We start from the raw sequence: 18,247 nt of genomic DNA on the forward strand, positions 1-18,247 counted from the left end.
TCTGGTTCCGGTTCCCGCTCCGCTTCCGAACTTGTTCGGGAAGATCGGCGTTGGCCGGTGCGCTCGCAGGTCACGTCCTGCTCCTTCCTGGCGGCGCTCGTCGCACTGATGGCGCTGCTCGCGCCCGCCCGAGCAGCAGGCGCCGCCTTCGACGTGAACGACCCGAGCTGGGAGGGTTGCTCGGAGCTTCTCGAGATCGCGCGCGCGGAGCTGGGGGCCGCGAGGGTCCACCCCGTCGCCGTGCTCGACTGGAGCCAGGTCGGCCCCGAGGACGGCATCCTGGTCCTCCACCCGCTGCAAACGCTCGACGCCGACGAGACGACCTCCTTCATGAAGGCCGGCGGGCGGCTCGCCATCATCGACGACTTCGGCCGCGGCGACGACACGCTCCGACGATTCCAGATCGAGCGCATCCCGACGCCAGCCCGGCCGCTCGCCGCGCTCCGGAACCGACCCTCCCTCGCGATCGCGGAGCCGGTCGCCGACACCGTCGGGGGCCACTCCGTCGGCCGGCACCCCGTCGTCAGCCACGTCGAGCGGCTCGTCACGAACCACGCGACCGGCCTCCGGCATCCGAACCTCTCGCCCGTGCTGCGGATCCGCGCTGTCAGCGAGCCGGACGTGATCCTCGCCGTCGCCGGGCAGGTCGGCAAGGGCCGGCTCTTCGCGATGGGCGACCCGTCCGCGCTGATGAACATGATGCTCAGGTACCCGGGCAACCGCGCCTTCGCCTCGGGCCTGACGCGCTACCTGGTCGACGAGGATGGAACTCAGCCGCGCCGAGGGCGGCTCCACATCGTCGCGAACCGGTTCGATGAAGAGAGCTCGTTCGGCGGCGAGACGTCGCTCCGAAAGGACTTCGACGCGCAGCTCAAGGCGCTCGCGAGCGCCGTCGAGGACGCCCGCCGCGACGGGCTTCCGGGCGGCGCCCTCCTCGCGCTCGCGGCGCTCGCCGGCCTCGGCCTCGCCATCTGGACCGCGCGCGCCTCCGCACGGCCGTACCGGAGCCCGCTCCCCCGGTACGCCCGTCCGACGCCGCTCGTCGCGCAGGGAGGCGCAGCTGGGCGCTTCGCCGTCCTCGCCGCCCCCTCTTCCCCGCGGGGCCTCGCGTTCCTCGAGCTGAAGAGCGCCCTGTTCGAGGCGCTGTCCTTGCGGTTCGGCCTGGAGGCGAATCCGGCGCAGGAGACGGTCGCGCGGCTCGTCGCGCGAGAGGGATCTCTTGACGAGCGAGCCCTCTCGGCCTTCAAGGATGTTCTGGGCACCATGTACCGAGTCGAAGCGTCCGTCGTCGCCGGCAAACCGGCGAACGTGTCCAGGCCCGCGCTCTCGCACGCCGCCGACGTCGTGCGACATGTCCTCGCCGCCTGCGGCGCCGACGGCCGGAAGCCACCGCGCGGACGTCACCCCGGCGCCCCCCCCGATCCTGCGACGGCGTCCCCGTCGCCAACAGACGCGAAGCTCGCACCACCCCACTCAGACAAAGGCGCTCGATGAACCAGGTTCAGGCCGTCGCCGTCGACGAAATCTCCGCGGCCAAGGAGCGGATCGAGGCGGTCCGGCGAGAGATCACGCGCGTTTACATCGGTTCGTCACGCGCCCTCGATCTGATGCTCACCGCCCTGCTCGCGCAGGGGCACGTGCTGCTGGAGGGCGTCCCCGGCGTCGCGAAGACCACGCTGGTCAAGGCGTTCGCGGCCGCGCTGGGCGCGACGGTCCGGCGGATCCAGTTCACGCCCGACCTCCTGCCCGCCGACATCACGGGGACCTATGTCCTGTCGCCCAAGGAGGGGACCTTCACGCTGCGCCCCGGTCCGATCTTCGCGAACCTCGTGCTCGCCGACGAGATCAACCGCGCCCCGGCGAAGACCCAGTCGGCCCTCCTCGAGGCCATGCAGGAGCGACAGGTGACGATCGAGGGCGATCGCTTCGAGCTGCCGTCGCCGTTCATGGTGCTCGCGACGCAGAACCCGATCGATCTCGAGGGGACCTACCCGCTGCCCGAGGCGCAGATCGACAGGTTCCTCATCCGCGTGAGCCTCGGCTACCCGCAGCACAAGGACGAGGTGGCGATGCTCCGCGCGCACAACGTCGAGGCGCCGCGGGCGCGGGCGACGCTCTCCGTCCAGGACCTCCTCATGCTGCAGGGCGTCGCGCGAAGGATCCACGTCGAGGACGATCTGTACGAGTACGCGGTGAACCTCACCGCGTTCACGCGCACGCACCCTCGCGTGCTGCTCGGCGCATCGCCCCGGGCCACGCTCGCGCTGGTCCAGGCGGCCAAGGCGGCGGCGGTGATCGGCGGGCGCCCGTTCGTCACGCCGGACGACGTGCGCGGCATGGCACAAGCGACGCTGGCCCATCGCCTGGTGCTGGTGCCCGAGGCCGACGTCGATCCCAAGGCGCGCGACACGATCATCGACGAGGCGGTTCAGCGCGTAGGGTACCGGCGCGCGGCGCGGCCGGCGTAAACCCGCATGCAGCTCTACCCCACGCGCACCGCCGCCCACCTGGCCATCGCCGGCGTCGCGGTCATGGGCGCCGGGCTCATCGCGCGCGAGCCGGCGATCGTCGGCTGGGGCGGGGCGATCCTGGTCGCGATCGCGCTCGCCCGCGGCGTGACGCTGGTGTCGGTGGCGCGCATCCGCGCGGCTGGGTTCGAGATGCTCTGGGGCGGCTCGCGGCGGATCCTCCGTTCCGCGCGCGGAGGCACCGTGGAGATCGAGGCCGAGGTCCGGAACCGCGACACCCTCGCGGCTCGCTACGTCAAGCTGCGCACCATCGCCTCGTCGCAGCTCGACGTGCGCATCGAGCCGAACCGCGGCGAAGTCTCCGCCTCGGGTCGGCTCAAGGTGAAGGTCATCGTGCGAACGCCGCGCGTCGGCCAGCACGGGCTCCACGGGCTCGCGCTCGAGGTGCACGGCGCCCCGGGCCTATTCGAGGTGCCCCTGACCTTCGCGAACCCGTACGGCATCGAGGTGCTCCCGCGGCCCTTCATGCCGTACCTGACGCAGCCGCGCGGAGGACGCAGTCACCTCCTCGCTGCCTCTGGCAAGCCCGGGCGCATACGCGGCGAAGGAGACGATCTGCGCGAGCTGCGAGAGCACCAGCCGGGGGACCCGTTCCGGAAGATCGCGTGGAAGGCGAGCGCGCGCCGAGGCACACTGCTCGTGCGGGAGTTCGAGCGCGAGGAGCGGGATGTGGTCTGGGTCCTCGTCGACGCGGCCGTGGAGCTCTGGGCGGGCCCGCTCGGCCGCGCTCCGCTCGATCTCATGATCGACGAGGCCGCGGCCATCGCGACGAGGCACCTCGGGCGCGGCGATCGCGTCGGGCTCATCGTGCTGGCCCCCGGCCCGCGCGTGACGATCGCGCCCGATCACGGCCCAGGACATGGTCACAAGATCGCGCAGGCGCTCACCGTCGGGTGCGGCACGTACGACGCGGATCGGAGCGAGCTCGACGAGTCGGACGTCGCGGCGCGCGTCATCGAGCACCTCAGGCCGCTCGACGCGCGCGGGCTCGACGATCTGCGCCGCGGCGACCTCGACCGGCTGGCGGCCCGCGCGGAGTCGATGCGCGCGCGCGCGCCGTTCTCGGCGCCGGCGCCGCTCGGGCGCTCGCAGCGCGAACGGACGCTGCGCCGCTACCTCGCGAGCTACGGCATCGAGTCGCCCGCGCGCGCCGAGCCGGATCGGCGCGATCCCGCCGTGGCGGTCGCCGAGTCGCTCACGCACATCGCGCGCGTCAAGCCGCGCGCGAGCATGGTCTATGTCCTCGCGTCGCCTCCGGCCGACGCACAGCTGGGCCAGCTCTCGGAGGCCGTGCGTCGGCTCTCGCGAAAGGCTGTTCACGTGGTGTGGACGCTCCCGGATCTCGAGCCAGGGCTCGGGCCTCCCTGGGAGGCGCCGCGACCGCAGGAGAGCGACGGCGACGAGGGGCAGAGCGGCCCCACGCCGTCCAACAAGGCGTTCCAGGAGCTCGCGCCGATCGCGGCCGAGGCGGTGCTCATCCGCGCGCGGGTGGCTCAGACCCGCCGCGAAGCCGTGCTCCGCAAGGTCGGCGTGCGCGTGGTGCGGCTGCGCGCGGCGGCCGCGCCGAGCAGAGCCGCAGACGTAGCCCACGACGGGGCGCACCCACCGCAGATCTGAGGACGGGCGATGGCCATCGCAGAGCTCTTGCGCACACGCGGTCTCTCCCCGAAGAAGGGGTTCGGGCAGAATTTCCTCGTCGACGTCGATGCGGCGCGCCGGATCGCCGAGGCGGCCACGACGACGGAGGGCGGCGCGGTGATCGAGATCGGAGCAGGGCTCGGCGCGCTCACGCGGCCGCTCCTCGATCGCGCCACGCACGTCGTCGCGATCGAGCGCGATCGCGACCTCGTCCCGATCTTGCGCGAGCAGCTCGCTGGACCGATCGAGGAAGGCCGCTTGACGCTGCTCGAGGCCGACGCAGCGCAGGTCGACTGGGTCGGCGCGCTCTCCGGCCACGCGCGGCCGCACGCGGTGGCGGGCAACCTCCCGTACCACATCACGGGCCGGCTCCTCGAGCAGGCGACCACCGTCGCGCATCAGATCGATCGCGCGGTCTTCATGGTGCAGCTCGAGGTCGCGGATCGCCTGGTGGCCGCCCCGGGCAGCGCCGACTACGGCGCGCTCTCGGTCTTCGTGCAGGCCGCGTTCGACGTGCGCCGCCTCCTGATCGCGCGCGCCGGCGCGTTCTACCCGAGGCCCGAGGTCGACTCGGCGGTCGTCGTGCTGACGCCGTGGCGCCCGCGGCGCGCCGAGGAGACGGACGCCTTCCGAGCGGCCGTGCGCGCCGCGTTCTCGGCGCGCCGCAAGACGCTCCGGAACGCCTGGAAGAACCTCTATGGCTGGTCCTCCCAGGAGCTCGATCGGCACGCGAAGGACGCCGGCATCTCGCTCGACGCTCGCGGCGAGACGCTCAGCGTGGAGGCGTTTGCGCGGATCGCCGCCTCCAGAGGACGCTGAGCGCCCGCCGCGCGCGGGCGCCCCCTCGCCAGCGCCGGTGAGCGAGCGCGGATGAACGTTGCGCCCCGACGTCGCGTACGGAGCCTAGCGACCGAAAAACACGCCCAATGCCGCGCGTCCGCAGCGACGCGGCTGTCAAAAATCCCGCAGAATTTCTGGCAGACGGCACTAGTCGGACGCGCAGGTCCGTGCTAGTGGGCCCCGCGACTCGTCAAAGCACGTACGAGGAGGGCTCCCGCTCCATGGTTGTTGGAAAGATCACCCAGGTCATCGGACCGGTCGTCGATGTCGATTTCCCGGCTGGCCAGCTGCCCAAGATTTTGAACGCGCTCAAGCTGAGCAACCCGAGCATCTCGGCTGAGCCAGACAACCTCGTGCTCGAGGTCGCCCAGCACCTCGGCGAGTCGTCGGTGCGCACGATCGCGATGGACTCCACCGACGGCCTCGTGCGCGGGATGGAAGTCCGCGACACGGGCAAGCCCATCATGGTGCCGGTCGGCAACGAGTGCCTCGGCCGGATCCTGAACGTCGTCGGTGTGCCGATCGATGAAGCCGGGCCCGTTCACGCCAAGAAGGTGGCGCCGATCCACCGGGAGCCGCCCCCGTTCATCGAGCAGTCGACCAAGGTCGAGGTCTTCGAGACGGGCATCAAGGTCATCGACCTGATCGCCCCCTACCGCAAGGGCGGCAAGATCGGCCTCTTCGGCGGCGCCGGCGTCGGCAAGACGGTGCTCATCCTGGAGCTCATCAACAACGTCGCGAAGGCGCACGGCGGCGTGTCGGTCTTCGCCGGCGTCGGCGAGCGGACGCGCGAGGGCAACGACCTCTTCCTCGAGATGAGCGAGTCGAAGCTCGCCGACGGCAGCCCCGTCATCTCGAAGGCCGCGCTGATCTACGGCCAGATGAACGAGCCCCCGGGCGCTCGCTCCCGCGTCGCGCTCTCGGCGCTCGCCGTGGCGGAGCACTTCCGCGACGAGGAGGGGCAGGACGTCCTCCTGTTCGTGGACAACATCTTCCGGTTCACCCAGGCCGGCTCCGAGGTGAGCGCGCTCCTCGGACGCATCCCGAGCGCCGTCGGTTACCAGCCGACCCTCTCGACGGAGATGGGCGCCTTCCAGGAGCGCATCACGTCGACGACCAAGGGCTCCGTCACCAGCGTCCAGGCGATCTACGTCCCCGCGGACGACCTGACCGACCCCGCGCCGGCCACGGCCTTCGCCCACCTCGATGCGACCACCGTGCTGTCGCGCGCGATCTCGGAGCTCGGCATCTACCCCGCCGTCGATCCGCTCGACTCGAACTCGACGATGCTCGACCCCCAGATCGTCGGTGAGAAGCACTACTCCGTCGCGCGGCGCGTCCAGCAGACGCTGCAGCGCTACAAGGACCTCCAGGACATCATCGCCATCCTCGGCATGGACGAGCTCAGCGAGGACGACAAGCTCGTCGTGGCGCGCGCCCGCAAGATCCAGAAGTTCCTGTCGCAGCCGTTCTTCGTGGCCGCCCAGTTCACCGGGCTCGAGGGCAAGCTCGTGCCGCTCAAGGACACGATCGCGGGCTTCGAGGAGATCCTCGACGGCAAGCTCGACCATGTCGCGGAGCAGGACTTCTACCTGGTGGGCGGCATTGAGGACGTGAAGGCCAAGGCGTCGCAGAGGGCGTCCTGACGCAGCCATGGCCGACACAATCCTCCTCGAGATCGTGACGCCGACCGGCGTCGCGCTGCGCGAGCAGGTCACGGACGTGACCGCGCCGAGCGTCGCCGGCGAGTTCGGTGTGCTCCCGGGTCACCTCCCGCTGCTCGCCGCGCTCCGGACCGGCCTCGTGACCTACCACCAGAACGGTCAGGAGCACCGCCTGGCCGTCCATCACGGCTTCGTCGAGGTCGCCGGCGACACCGCGCTGCTCCTCACCGAGCGCTTCGCGGTGAAGGACGACGTCGACGTCGTGAGGGTACGCCGCCGGCTCAAGGAGGTCGATACCGAGCTCGACCACTGGCAAGGCGACCTGACTGATCCGCGCCGCCGGGCGCTCATCGAAGAGGAGCAGTGGCTCGCCACCGAGCTCGAGCTCATCGGCGATCCGCCCCCTCCGATGGTCCGCGAAGATACGCGCTTCCTGGCCGAGCACGCCGAGGCGCCGCCGGTTGACGAGATGGTCGAGGCTTCCCAGCCCGACGAGAGCCTGACGGACCACAAGAAGCCCGGCTCTCCGTTCCCCGATCCTAAGTGACGTCTCTGGCGGCTACCGCCTTGCACGTGCGGCCGCCGCACAGGACACTTGTCTCCACACAGGCCGCGAGGGACTGGGGGGTCTCCCGCTTCGCGAGCCGCCCGTACCGCCGAGGCGCTGGCGCGGACGCCGCCACGCCGTCTGAGTCCACCCGTGATGATCTGCGGGCCCCGCACGCACGGAGCCCCCAAGGCAGCCCATGATCTCTCCGGAGACGATCGCGCTCGTGAAAGAGCGCACGGATCTCGTAGCGCTCATCGGCGAAAGCGTGCGCCTCGCCCGCCGAGGGCACTCCTTCACCGGGCTCTGCCCCTTTCACAAGGAGAAGACGCCTAGCTTCCACGTGAGCCCGAACCGCGGGTTCTACCACTGCTTCGGCTGCAAGGAGACCGGCAGCGCCATCGACTTCGTGATGAAGCTCGAAGGCCGGACGTTCGCCGAGGCGGTCCGCGCGCTCGCCGAGCGCGCCGGCATCGAGGTGGCGGAGTCGCTGACCGAGGCCGAGCGGCGCGAGGCCCAGGCGGCGCGCAGGTCGAAGGACGACCTCTACGCCGTCAACCACCTCGCCGCGACGTTCTTCGAGCACAGCCTCCGCGGGGGGCCGGGCAGCGCTCCTCACCCGCTCGCGCGCCACGCTCACGAGGAGCTCGAGCGGCGCGGCCTGCCGCTCCGCGACGGCGATGGAGCCACCGATCCGATCGCCGACGCCCTCCAGGCGTTCCGGATCGGCTACGCCCCGTTCGGATGGGACGGGCTCTCCACGTACCTGCGACAGCAAGGCGTCTCTCCGGTCCTCGCGGAGCGCGTCGGGCTCCTCGTGCCGCGCTCGTCGGGGAGCGGACACTACGACCGCTTCCGGCACCGGCTCATGTTCGCCGTCACCGACGTGATGGGCCGGGTGATCGCGTTCAGCGGACGCGCGTTGCCCGATCCCAGCCCTTCCGAGCTCTCGTCGCTCGGCCTCACCGGCCCTGCGCCGCAGGCCGACGGCGCGCCGGCGAAGTACATCAACAGCCCCGAGTCGCCGATCTACACGAAGGGCGAGCACCTCTTCGGGCTGCACCAGGCGCGCCAGGCGATCCGTCAGCGCGGCGAGGCGATCCTCGTGGAAGGCAACTTCGACGTCGTCGCGCTCCACGCGCGCGGCATCGGCCAGGCGATCGCTCCGCTCGGGACCGCCTTCACGCCCGGACAGGCGAAGCTCATCAAGCGCTTCGCTCCCGCGGTCATCCTGCTGTTCGACGGCGACGCGGCCGGCAAGAAGGCCACGCGCGCGGCGCGCGCGCCGTGCCGTGAGGCGGGGCTCAGCGCGCGCGTCGCCGTGCTGCCTTCGGGCGTCGATCCGGACGACCTCGCGCGCAAGCACGGCCCGGAGGCGATCACGCGCATCGTCAAGGCGGCGCGCGGCCTGCTCGAGCACCTGATCGACGAGGCGCTCGACGGCGACAGCTTCGGAGGCTCGTCGCTGCCCGAGCAGCTCGCCCGCGTGCGCGCCGTGACGACGCTGCTCGCCGAAGAGGACGACCCGAACCTCAGGATGATGGCGAAGCTCTACGCCGATCGCCTCTCCTCGAAGCTCGTGATCGGCGGCCGCTCACCGGACGACCTCCGGCAGTTGGAGCGCGTCGTCGAGGAGTCCCTCTCCCGCCCGCGGAGCCAGCCCACCCGCGAGGTGATCCCCTCCGGACAGACGACCGAGACGTGGGAGCGCGCTCGCTCACGCGCGCAAATCCAGGAAGTAAGCCTGGAGATCCTGGGCGCGATCCTCGATTTTCCCGAGCTGCTGGCCGACGACGATCTCCAGACGGCGCTGGAGTGCCTCGAAGGCGACGTCGCCCTGGCGATTGTTGCGGCGCGTCACAATTTCACTTTTGAAATGGGTCTTGCCGCCAGCGAATTTCTTGCGCAAGTCCCGGCTCCGATCCATTCATTCGCGGCTGGACGGCTGGTCTCGCCTGTCTTCGAAGCGGCCTCAACGGCCAAGGCGACGCTCTTGGAGAATTCACAAAAGTTGAGCAGACAAGCCCTAGCGCGACAAAAAGCAGCCGTCGTGAGCCAGCTCCAGAAGAGCGCCGTCGACGCTGATGCTGAAAACGCTTTGCTGCGTGAGCTATTCCAGCGAAGAGCGGGGGGTCTCGGTCTTCCTTGATGCGTTCCGGGTCGCCTCGCCGTGGCGACCCGACGTGCGTGATCCCTAGAGTTTATCGGAGTCATTGGGTGTCTTGTCGGTCGCGGCGAGCTGATCGCCGTAAGTGGAGCATGAGGTAATGGCGAGCAAGGCCAAGCAATCTTCCGGTCGGGCAGGCGGGGTCGCGAGGGCGGCGGGGGGCGGCGCGCTGAACGGCGCGCGGCACGCATCGACACGCGGGCACGCCGAGGGGGGGGCGCGCCCTAGCAACAAAGGAGACGCGGGCATCCGGGCCGAGCGGTCAGAGAAGGACCGGAAGACGCTCGAAAAGCTCGTTGAAACCGGCAAGAGCAAAGGCTTTCTCACCTATGACGAGGTGAACGACGCGCTCCCCGCGGACGTCGCGCCCGATCAGCTCGACGACGTGGTGGGCGCCCTCGGCGACGAGGACATCGAGATCGTCGACGGCGCGACCCAGGTGAAGATCGCGCCGAAGCGCATCGCGGACGAGGAGGCGGGCGAGAAGAAGCTCGTCGTCACGCCCGACCGCGAGGAAGAGGACGTCGACTACTACTCGAAGTCGAACGACCCCGTCCGGATGTATCTCCGGAAGATGGGCAGCGTCTCGCTGCTCACCCGCGAGGGCGAGGTCGAGATCGCGAAGCGGATCGAGATCGGCGAGCAGAAGGTCAACGCCGCCATCCTCGACTCCCCCATCGCCGTCCGCGAGATCATCGATCTCGGCGAGAAGCTCCGGAAGCACAAGATCCGGGTGAAGGAGCTCATCAAGGACGCCGAGAACGACGACCAGGAGTTCGACGAGGAGGAGGCCGACCGGCGCATCATCCGCCTCATCGACAAGGTGAAGCGCGTCGACAAGAAGAAGGCGGAGCTCCTGGAGGAGCGTAAAGAGGTGAAGACGGAGGTCCGCCGCAAGCAGATCGACGTCGAGGTGACGCAGGCGACAGCCGAGCTCGTGACGACGCTCGAGGAGATGCGCCTCAACAAGCGGACGATCGACAAGATCGTCCAGAAGCTGAAGAGCCTCATCTCGAAGGTCGAGAAGGCCGAGGCGGGCGCGACGGAGCTGGAGCGGCGCACAGGGCTCTCGAAGGGCGAGCTCAAGCGCGAGCTCATCAAGGTGAAGGGCAACCGCGCCCTCGAGGGGCGGCTCGCCAAGAAGCTCAACGTCAACCGCGAGGAGCTCAACGACTTCGAATCGACCATCAAGAACGCCCAGAAGGGCCTGAAGAAGGTCGAGGAAGAGCTCAACATCGACGTCGCCGCGATCCGCGATACCTACGAGAACATCCGCGAGGGCGAGCGGATGGCGGAGCGCGCCAAGGCGGAGCTGGTCGAGGCGAACCTCCGCCTCGTGGTCTCCATCGCGAAGAAGTACACGAACCGCGGCCTCCAGTTCCTGGACCTCATCCAGGAAGGGAACATCGGCCTCATGAAGGCCGTCGACAAGTTCGAGTACAAGCGCGGCTACAAGTTCTCGACGTACGCGACGTGGTGGATCCGGCAGGCGATCACCCGCGCGATCGCGGACCAGGCGCGGACGATCCGCATCCCGGTCCACATGATCGAGACGATCAACAAGCTGATCCGCACCTCGCGCTACCTCGTGCAGGAGTACGGCCGCGAGCCGACCCCCGAGGAGATCGCCGAGAAGATGGAGCTCCCGCTCGACAAGGTGCGCAAGGTCCTGAAGATCGCGAAGGAGCCGATCTCGCTCGAGACCCCCATCGGCGAGGAAGAGGACTCGCACCTTGGCGACTTCATCGAGGACAAGAGCGTGATCTCGCCCGCGGAGGCCGTGATCAACATGAACCTCGCGGAGCAGACCCGTAAGGTCCTGAAGACGCTGACGCCGCGCGAGGAGAAGGTGCTCCGGATGCGCTTCGGCATCGGCGAGAAGAGCGACCATACGCTCGAAGAGGTCGGTCAGGACTTCGAGGTCACGCGCGAGCGCATCCGGCAGATCGAGGCGAAGGCGCTCCGCAAGCTCCGGCACCCCAGCCGCTCGAAGCAGCTCAAGAGCTTCATCGACAGCTAGTCCGTGGGCTGGCCTGCTCGCCCAATGAAGGCAGCTCTCCCGCGCAGGCCGCGCTGCCGGCCTCTCGCTGGCCAAGCACGCGCTCGCGTGGGCAGCCGTTCGCTCGGCGAGCAGCGCGCCGTCGTGGCCCTCCTCGTGCTCGCGAGCGCGGTCCTCGGCGGCTGCACCAAGACGATGTCCGAAGAAGACTGCCGCACGATCGGCGAGGGCATGCGCACCGCATGGGCAGCGGAGGCAAAGCGGGTGGGGTCCGCCGCGAAAGGGGGCCCGGGGAAAGCCTCTGTGGTGATCGACAGCGAGGGCGAGAGGCTCTCGTCGGAGTGGACATCCGACTGCAAGCGGGAGCTCGCCGGGAGCAAGGTGGACCCCGGCGAGCTCGGCTGCCTGACGCGCGCGAAGACGCTCGAGGAGCTCCGTCGGTGCGCCGCGCCGTGAACGCGTGCGCCCGCGCCTGAGGGGCATGACGGGCGCGCCGCGGCGATCTCAGTTCAGGAAGCGCTTGTCCTTCGGCGGGTCTTTCTGGCCGCCGGGGATGACCCGGAGCGGGACGCCACCGGAGCGGCCGCGCGCCGCGGGGACGCGACGGAGCGCCGCGGATTGCGCCTGCAGCTGGCGGAAGCGCATCCGTAGATAGAAGCGACGCAGCGGAGAGAAGTCACCGAAGAGGTAGCCCGCGAGCATTGCGCCGAACGGCGTGATCTGCCCCTCCGGGGGCGGCGCAGTCTTGGAGATCACGTAGAACACCGATATCGCGAAGATGAAGACGAGCAGCATCGTGCCCGTCACCGGGATGACGAAGAAGAGGCGGACCGTGGCGTGACGGTGCGCGAGCGCCCACGCAACGGAGACCGCCCCGACCATCCCGAACCCGCCGTAGAACACGGGCTGCTCCACCTGCGGCAAGATGGCGCCGACGGCCACCTGAAGCGCGAACGCGAAGGCCGCGGAGCCGAAGAGGAACGCAACCATGCGACCGGCGCCCCAGCGCTCCTCGAGCGAGGTGCCGAAGAAGTACAGGCCGAGCAGCGTCCAGATGAAGTGCCAGGGATTGCTCGGGCTGTGGACGAGCGGCGCCGTGAGCAGCCGCCACACCTGACCGTGGAGCACCTTCTCGCTGATCCCGAGGAACGGACGGAGCACGCCTTCGCCGGCGCCCCCCCAGTTCAGGCCCAGGGTGAACATCACCCAGATACAGCCGATCGCTATCATCATCCCCAGCAGGGCCTTGCCTGGCTTGGGGAACCCCATCGAGCTGTGCTCCGGGCGCATGGATCTCCACCTAACAGCGGCGCCCCCGACGAGCAACCGCTGCCCCCGGACTTCACGGCGATCCGCCCGGCGCCGCCCCCCATCCAGCGGCCGCGACACCCGCTGCGCGCCATCCAGGACGCTCCGGGGCAGGGCCCGCCCGGCCGCGCACAGTCACCCCGGCAGCCCCCCCGGGAGCGCGCACGTCCCTGCTGCGTCCGCTGGCTAGCGGCTCAGAAGAAGTTGCCGATGTTGAACTCGAACTTGTACGTCTCTTCGTAGGGCAGCCGCTTGAACGGGAAGCCCCACTCGAAGCGCAGCGGTCCGAGCGGGGAGAACCACCGGAGCCCGAATCCCCACGAGGTGCGGACGTCGAGGAGGCGCTCGGCCGAGAAGCACGGGTTCGTGACGTCGTGCGGCGATGCGGGGGCGGCGTTGCAGTAGAGCTTCTCGAGGTTCCAGGCGTTGCCCAGATCCGTGAAGACGACGCCCTTGATCTGCACGGCCTCGAGGATCGGGAACTCCAGCTCGAGGTTCTGGTAGTACATCAGGTTGCCGCCGATGTTCGCGCCGTTCGCGATGGGCAGCGAGTTCGGATCGAGCGACTCGCGGAGCGGGAGGCGCGGGCCGATGTCCCGGATCTCGAAGCCGCGCACGTCGAGGATGCCGCCCAGGAAGAAGCGGGCGAAGATCGGCACGCCCTGCGGGTTGGGGCTCGTCACCATGCCGGCCTCGGTGTTCAGCTTGAGGACCAGGCTGTCCGTGATCGGGTAGTAGAACCTCCCCGTGGCGCGGTACCGCAGGAACTCGTTCTCGCTGCCGAACGCGCTGTGGGCGAGCTCCACCGAGCCCTGCAGGTAAATGCCCGAGGTCGGGAAGAGCTGGTTGTTGCGCGTGTCGAAGGTGAGCGCAGGGCGGATGCTCGACGTGAGCCCGGCGTTGAAGAGGTTGTAGAGCGGGAGCCGCTGGAACGAGGCGCGCTCCTCTGCCGTGCCGAGGCCGGTGTTCGTGGCCGACGAGATCTCGTCGTTCTCCAGCGTGTAGGTCAGCTGCGCGCGCAGCTCCGGCTCGATGAGCGGGTAGCCGAGCGTGAGCGAGCCGCCGGTGGAGGTCTGCGAGAACTCCGTGTAGGTCCGCAGCTGGTTGTAGACGCTCACCGCCGCGGAGAACGGGCTGTCGAACAGGTACGGCTCGAAGAAGCGGACGTCGATGAGGCGCCGCGATCCGGAGATCTGCGCCTGGAGCGACAGCGACTGGCCGCTCCCGAGCAGGTTCGCCTGCTGGACCTGCGCCGTCGCGATGAAGTTCTCGACGCTCGAGAAGCCCGCGCCGATCTGGAAGGTGCCCGTCGGCTTCTCGCCGATGTCGACGTTGACGTTGATGTGCTGGGGGTCGTCGCCCTGCTCGGTGGAGATGTCGACCCGCTCGAAGTAGCCGAGCGCCGTGATCCGCTGCTTCGAGCGCTCCAGCTTCGTCTCGCTGAACAGCCGCCGCTCCTCCACCTCCATCTCGCGGCGGATCACCTTGTCCCGCGTCTTCGTGTTGCCGCGGATCTCGATGCGCCCGAAGTAGACGAGCTGGTTTCTGCGGATGCCGACGGTGATGTCGACCTCGCGCCTGTCCGGGTCGAGCTGGGTGTCAGGCGACGCCTCGACGTTGGCGTACCCGGCGTCCCGGTAGAGCGTCTGGATCGCGCCGAGATCCTTCGCGAGCTCGGCGCGGTTGAACCAGTCGCCCGGCTTGGCCCGCACCATCTCGCGCAGCGCGCGGCGCCCGCCGAGCGGCTCGATCTCGCGGCCGTCGGCGTCGCGCTCGTAGACGCGGAGCGAGCGGATGCGGAAGCGCGGCCCCTCGTTGATCGTGATCGTGACCTCGATGCCCGTACGGTCGGGCGTGAGCATCACCCTGGGCGTCGCGACCTGCGCCGCGAGGAAGCCACGATCGTAGTAGAGCGCGTTGATCACGAGGACGTCGCGCTCGAACGCGTCCTGGCGGAACGGACCGCCGGTGCCGAAGGCGAAGAAGCCCCCCTGCCCCGTGATCATGACCTCCCGGAGCTCCTCGTCCGAGATGTTCTGGTTGCCGATGAACGTGATGCGCCGGACGGTGACCGGCGAGTGCTCCTTGATCGTGAACTTGACGGTGACCTGGTTCTCCCGCTCCGGCTTGACCTCGTAGCTGACCTCGGCGAGGAAGAAGCCCTCCTCGGCGTACTTGTCGCGGAGCTTCTGCACGCCACGCCGGATCGCCGCGTAGCTCAGGATCGTGCCGGTCTTGATCTCGACCGAGAGCGCCTCGGTGAGGTCCTCGCCGTCGATCTCCTTGTTGCCGGAGAACTCGATGGCCTTGATGCTCGGGCGCTCGCGGACCAGCACCCTCAGGCTCACGCCGTCGTCGCGGCGCGTGAGGTCGACCTCGACGTCGTCGAACAGGCCGGAGTCCCAGAGCTCGCGCACGTCGCGCGCCAGCCCCTCGGGGGTGAACGGCCTGCCGACCCGCGTCTGCCCGAGGTAGACGAGCACGTCCTCGGTCGAGACCCGCCGGTTGCCGGCGATGGCGACCTGAACGACCGGCTGCCCCCGAGCGAGCTCGGCCTCCGTGGGCGCCAGATGGATCGTCGGCTCGACGGCGTCGGCGGCGACCTGCGCAGGTGTACCGGCGCCAGGCTGGGCTCCTGCGGTCGCGTCGGCCGGCGCGGGCGGCTGCGCAGCGCTGGCCGGGGCGGGAGGCGGCGCGGCGCCGCCCCGGGGGGGCTGCGCGCCCGGAGCACCTCCGGGCACCTGAGCTGCCGCGAGCCGGGGCCGTATCGCCGCTACTGCAACGAACACCAGGAAGAGGCCGAGCCAGACGAGCCGCAGCCAGCGGCCGAGAAGGCGAAGCATGGGTCGGGTGCCTGTCGCGTACAAGGCGCCACCCCGTAGCCCAGCGCGCCGTGAGTCTCAAGGGCGGACGCCGAAATCAAGGCGTCGCCGTCAGGCCGCGCTGCGCTGCCCGCGTTCGGGTCGATCTCGCGGCCATCTGACGCTATGCCAGGGTCCGCACGAGCGCAGGCGAGCACGCGCTGCGAGAAATTCCCGCGAGGCAGCCTTGACCGAGCGCGAGCCCCTGGGTAATTGCCGAGGCTCGCCAGCGTTCACCTGAACATCGGAGCACCTGTTCGTCCGGTGCCCGCGCACTCCCTGGAGCATCGCGTGTCTCGAACCCCCTCCCTTCCGTCCGACGGTGACGCGTCCCGCAAGGGCCGCCGTGGCGGCCGGCCCGGTGACAGCGAGCCGCCGCCGCCCCCGGCGCCCGACACCTCGCTCGCCGACGAGGCGCAGCGCCGGTACCTGAACTATGCGCTCAGCGTCATCACGTCGCGCGCGCTGCCCGACGTCCGCGACGGGTTGAAGCCGGTGCAGCGCCGCATCCTCTACGCGATGCTGCACGACCTGCACCTCGGGCCGGACGCGAAGTACCGGAAGAGCGCCGCGGTCGTCGGTGACGTGATGGGCAAGTACCACCCGCACGGCGACGTCGCGATCTACGACGCGATGGTCCGGCTCGCGCAGGACTTCGTGATGCGGGCGCCGCTCATCGCCGGCCACGGGAACTTCGGCTCGGTGGACGGCGATGCGCCCGCCGCGATGCGTTACACCGAGGCGAAGCTCCGGCCCCTGGCGCTGGAGCTGCTCAGCGAGCTCGGCCAGCGCACCGTGGACTTTCGTCCCAACTACGACGGGACTCGCTTCGAGCCGATCGTCCTTCCGTCGCGCTTCCCCAACCTCCTCGTGAACGGCTCGCAGGGGATCGCTGTCGGGATGGCGACGAGCATCCCGCCGCACAACCTGGGCGAGGTGATCGACGCGTGCGTCGCGCTGATCGAGAGCCGCGAGCTCACCACGCACCGGCTGCTCTCGTACGTGAAGGGGCCGGATTTCCCGACCGGAGGTCAGCTGCACGCGACGAAGAAGGAGCTCGAGGCCATCTACACGGCAGGCCAGGGCTCGCTGAAGCTCCGCGGCGAGTGGCAGCTGGAAGAGGGCGACGGCAAGCGCGGCGCCGCTCCGCAGATCGTGATCACCTCGATCCCGTACGGCGTCGAGCGGAAGGCGATCGTCGAGAAGATCGCCGAGGTGATCCTCTCCAAGAAGCTGCCGACGCTCGTGGACGTGCGCGATGAGTCGACCGGCGAGGTGCGCATCGTGATGGAGCTCAAGCGCGGCGCCGACGCGCAGCTCGTGATGGCGTACCTCTACAAACAGACGCCGCTCGCGATCAACGTGCAGGTGAACCTCACCTGCCTCGTGCCCACCGACAACGCGGAGATCGCCGCGCCGCGGCGGCTCGGCCTGCACGAGATCCTGACGAAGTTCCTCGACTTCCGCTACGCGACGGTGACGCGGCGGCTCGAGTTCGAGCTCGGCGAGCTGAGGCGGCGGATCACGATCCTCGAGGGGTTCGAGAAGATCTTCGACGCGCTCGACGAGGTGATCCGGATCATCCGCAAGAGCGAGGGCAAGGCCGACGCGGCCGAGAAGCTGATGAAGCGCTTCACCCTCAACGAGGAGCAGACGGACGCGATCCTCGAGCTCAAGCTCTACAGGCTGGCGCGGCTCGAGATCCAGCTCGTGCAGAAGGATCTCGGCGAGAAGCGCGCGGAGGCCAAGCGGATCGAAGGGCTGCTCCGGAGCGACGCGAAGCGCTGGGGGATCGTCCGCGACGAGCTCGTCGAGATCAAGGGATCCTACGGCGAGAAGCGCCGCACGAAGGTGGTCGGCTCGATCGACGAGCCCGAGTACCAGGCGGAGGACTTCATCGTGGCCGAGGACGCGAACGTGATCCTCTCGGCGCAGGGCTGGGTGAAGCGGGTCCGCGAGGTGAAGGATCTCGCCTCGACGCGCATCCGCGAGGGAGACAGCGTCCTCGCGGCCGTCGCCGGCTCGACGCGGTCGACGGTCGCGTTCTTCTCGAACCTCGGCGCGTGCTACGTGTGCCGCATCCACGAGGTGCCGCAGTCGACCGGCTACGGCGATCCCGTGCAGAAGCTGTTCAAGCTGGCCGACGGCGAGCGGCTGATCGCGCTGATGTCCTTCGATCCGAGGGCGCTCGACGTCCCGGCGCAGACCCCGGACTCCGCCGAGCCGGAGCCGCCCTTCGCGCTGGCGATCACCCGAGGAGGCCTCGGCTTCAGGTTCTCGCTGCGGCCGCACCGCGATCCATCGACGCGCTCCGGACGCCGCTTCGCCAGGCTGAACGAGGGCGATGAGGTGCTCTTCGTCCACGCGGTGGACGGCGCCGACCGGGTGCTCTGCGCCTCGAGCGACGCCTGGGCGCTCAGCGTGGCCGTGGAGGAGCTCGCCCTGCTCTCCGGCCCGGGCAAGGGCTCCGTCGTCATGCGGGTCGCCGAAGGTGAGCGCCTGGTCGGCGCCGCGCTCGCCCTCAGGCCGAGCGACGCGATCACGGTCGAGACGGAGAAGGGCAAGACGCTCGAGATCGCCGCGAGCAAAATCGCCGGCCAGCGCGGCACCCAGGGCGAGCCTGTCGCACGACGCGACCGCTTCGCCCGCGTGGTGCCGCCGGCCGTCGTCGTACCGACGCTGGAGGTGAGCTGAA

At 69.7% G+C, this 18,247-nt stretch carries 12 protein-coding genes; 10 read left to right on the forward strand and 2 right to left on the reverse strand.

The window, feature by feature from the left end; translation table 11 throughout:
• Window positions 1–57 precede the first annotated feature (57 nt).
• From WMF11_RS24780 to WMF11_RS24820, 9 genes are all read left to right on the forward strand, one after another.
• The gene (locus WMF11_RS24780) at window positions 58–1,494 is read left to right on the forward strand and encodes a DUF4350 domain-containing protein (RefSeq protein WP_437910848.1); all 1,437 of its coding nucleotides are present in this window, start codon (window positions 58–60) and stop codon (window positions 1,492–1,494) included.
• Window positions 1,491–2,468 (forward strand): AAA family ATPase, encoded by a 978-nt coding sequence (locus WMF11_RS24785; RefSeq protein WP_437910849.1) that lies wholly within the window; start codon window positions 1,491–1,493, stop codon window positions 2,466–2,468. The genes WMF11_RS24780 and WMF11_RS24785 overlap by 4 nt, the downstream gene beginning before the upstream one ends.
• Window positions 2,469–2,474: 6 nt before the next feature.
• Window positions 2,475–4,145 carry a DUF58 domain-containing protein gene (locus tag WMF11_RS24790; protein ID WP_437555129.1) on the forward strand — a complete coding sequence of 557 codons (1,671 nt, stop codon included), beginning with the start codon at window positions 2,475–2,477 and terminating at the stop codon, window positions 4,143–4,145.
• A 9-nt stretch (window positions 4,146–4,154) separates the two neighbouring features.
• Window positions 4,155–4,985, forward strand: a complete 831-nt coding sequence (rsmA, locus tag WMF11_RS24795) for a 16S rRNA (adenine(1518)-N(6)/adenine(1519)-N(6))-dimethyltransferase RsmA (protein WP_437555130.1) — start codon at window positions 4,155–4,157, stop codon at window positions 4,983–4,985.
• Between the two features lie 242 nt (window positions 4,986–5,227).
• Window positions 5,228–6,652, forward strand: a complete 1,425-nt coding sequence (atpD, locus tag WMF11_RS24800; RefSeq protein WP_012237076.1) for a F0F1 ATP synthase subunit beta — start codon at window positions 5,228–5,230, stop codon at window positions 6,650–6,652.
• A gap of 7 nt (window positions 6,653–6,659) precedes the next feature.
• Complete coding sequence (gene atpC / locus WMF11_RS24805; RefSeq protein ID WP_012237077.1) at window positions 6,660–7,217, forward strand: ATP synthase F1 subunit epsilon; 558 nt, start codon at window positions 6,660–6,662, stop codon at window positions 7,215–7,217.
• A gap of 199 nt (window positions 7,218–7,416) precedes the next feature.
• Window positions 7,417–9,366, forward strand: coding sequence for a DNA primase (gene dnaG, locus WMF11_RS24810; RefSeq protein WP_437979134.1), 1,950 nt, complete (start codon window positions 7,417–7,419; stop codon window positions 9,364–9,366).
• 118 nt (window positions 9,367–9,484) lie between these two features.
• The gene (gene rpoD / locus WMF11_RS24815; protein WP_437301468.1) at window positions 9,485–11,404 is read left to right on the forward strand and encodes an RNA polymerase sigma factor RpoD; all 1,920 of its coding nucleotides are present in this window, start codon (window positions 9,485–9,487) and stop codon (window positions 11,402–11,404) included.
• Between the two features lie 87 nt (window positions 11,405–11,491).
• Entirely contained in the window at window positions 11,492–11,839 is a 348-nt protein-coding gene (locus WMF11_RS24820; protein ID WP_437979135.1) for a hypothetical protein, read from the forward strand.
• A gap of 48 nt (window positions 11,840–11,887) precedes the next feature.
• Here the strand turns inward: WMF11_RS24820 and WMF11_RS24825 are convergent, their stop codons facing one another.
• Together WMF11_RS24825 and bamA are read right to left on the reverse strand one after the other, a co-directional pair.
• Complete coding sequence (locus tag WMF11_RS24825; protein ID WP_437910852.1) at window positions 11,888–12,673, reverse strand: rhomboid family intramembrane serine protease; 786 nt, start codon at window positions 12,671–12,673, stop codon at window positions 11,888–11,890.
• 212 nt (window positions 12,674–12,885) lie between these two features.
• Complete coding sequence (bamA, locus tag WMF11_RS24830; protein WP_437555134.1) at window positions 12,886–15,534, reverse strand: outer membrane protein assembly factor BamA; 2,649 nt, start codon at window positions 15,532–15,534, stop codon at window positions 12,886–12,888.
• 309 nt (window positions 15,535–15,843) lie between these two features.
• Here bamA and WMF11_RS24835 point away from each other — a divergent pair, with 309 nt between their 5' ends.
• Window positions 15,844–18,246, forward strand: a complete 2,403-nt coding sequence (locus WMF11_RS24835; protein ID WP_437979136.1) for a DNA gyrase/topoisomerase IV subunit A — start codon at window positions 15,844–15,846, stop codon at window positions 18,244–18,246.
• Window position 18,247: the final 1 nt, after the last annotated feature.

This window comes from Sorangium sp. So ce295, from assembly GCF_051527405.1.
GTDB classification, from domain to species: Bacteria; Myxococcota_A; Polyangia; order Polyangiales; family Polyangiaceae; genus Sorangium; species Sorangium cellulosum_B.

What these genes read in the sequence shown, in the direction of transcription:
- WMF11_RS24785 (WP_437910849.1), top strand. Translation starts at nt 1,491, where the DNA reads ATGAACCAGGTTCAGGCCGTCGCCGTCGACGAAATCTCCGCGGCCAAG.
- WMF11_RS24790 (WP_437555129.1), top strand. Translation starts at nt 2,475, where the DNA reads ATGCAGCTCTACCCCACGCGCACCGCCGCCCACCTGGCCATCGCCGGC.
- rsmA (WP_437555130.1), top strand. Translation starts at nt 4,155, where the DNA reads ATGGCCATCGCAGAGCTCTTGCGCACACGCGGTCTCTCCCCGAAGAAG.
- atpD (WP_012237076.1), top strand. Translation starts at nt 5,228, where the DNA reads ATGGTTGTTGGAAAGATCACCCAGGTCATCGGACCGGTCGTCGATGTC.
- atpC (WP_012237077.1), top strand. Translation starts at nt 6,660, where the DNA reads ATGGCCGACACAATCCTCCTCGAGATCGTGACGCCGACCGGCGTCGCG.
- dnaG (WP_437979134.1), top strand. Translation starts at nt 7,417, where the DNA reads ATGATCTCTCCGGAGACGATCGCGCTCGTGAAAGAGCGCACGGATCTC.
- rpoD (WP_437301468.1), top strand. Translation starts at nt 9,485, where the DNA reads ATGGCGAGCAAGGCCAAGCAATCTTCCGGTCGGGCAGGCGGGGTCGCG.
- WMF11_RS24825 (WP_437910852.1), bottom strand. Translation starts at nt 12,673, where the DNA reads ATGCGCCCGGAGCACAGCTCGATGGGGTTCCCCAAGCCAGGCAAGGCC.
- bamA (WP_437555134.1), bottom strand. Translation starts at nt 15,534, where the DNA reads ATGCTTCGCCTTCTCGGCCGCTGGCTGCGGCTCGTCTGGCTCGGCCTC.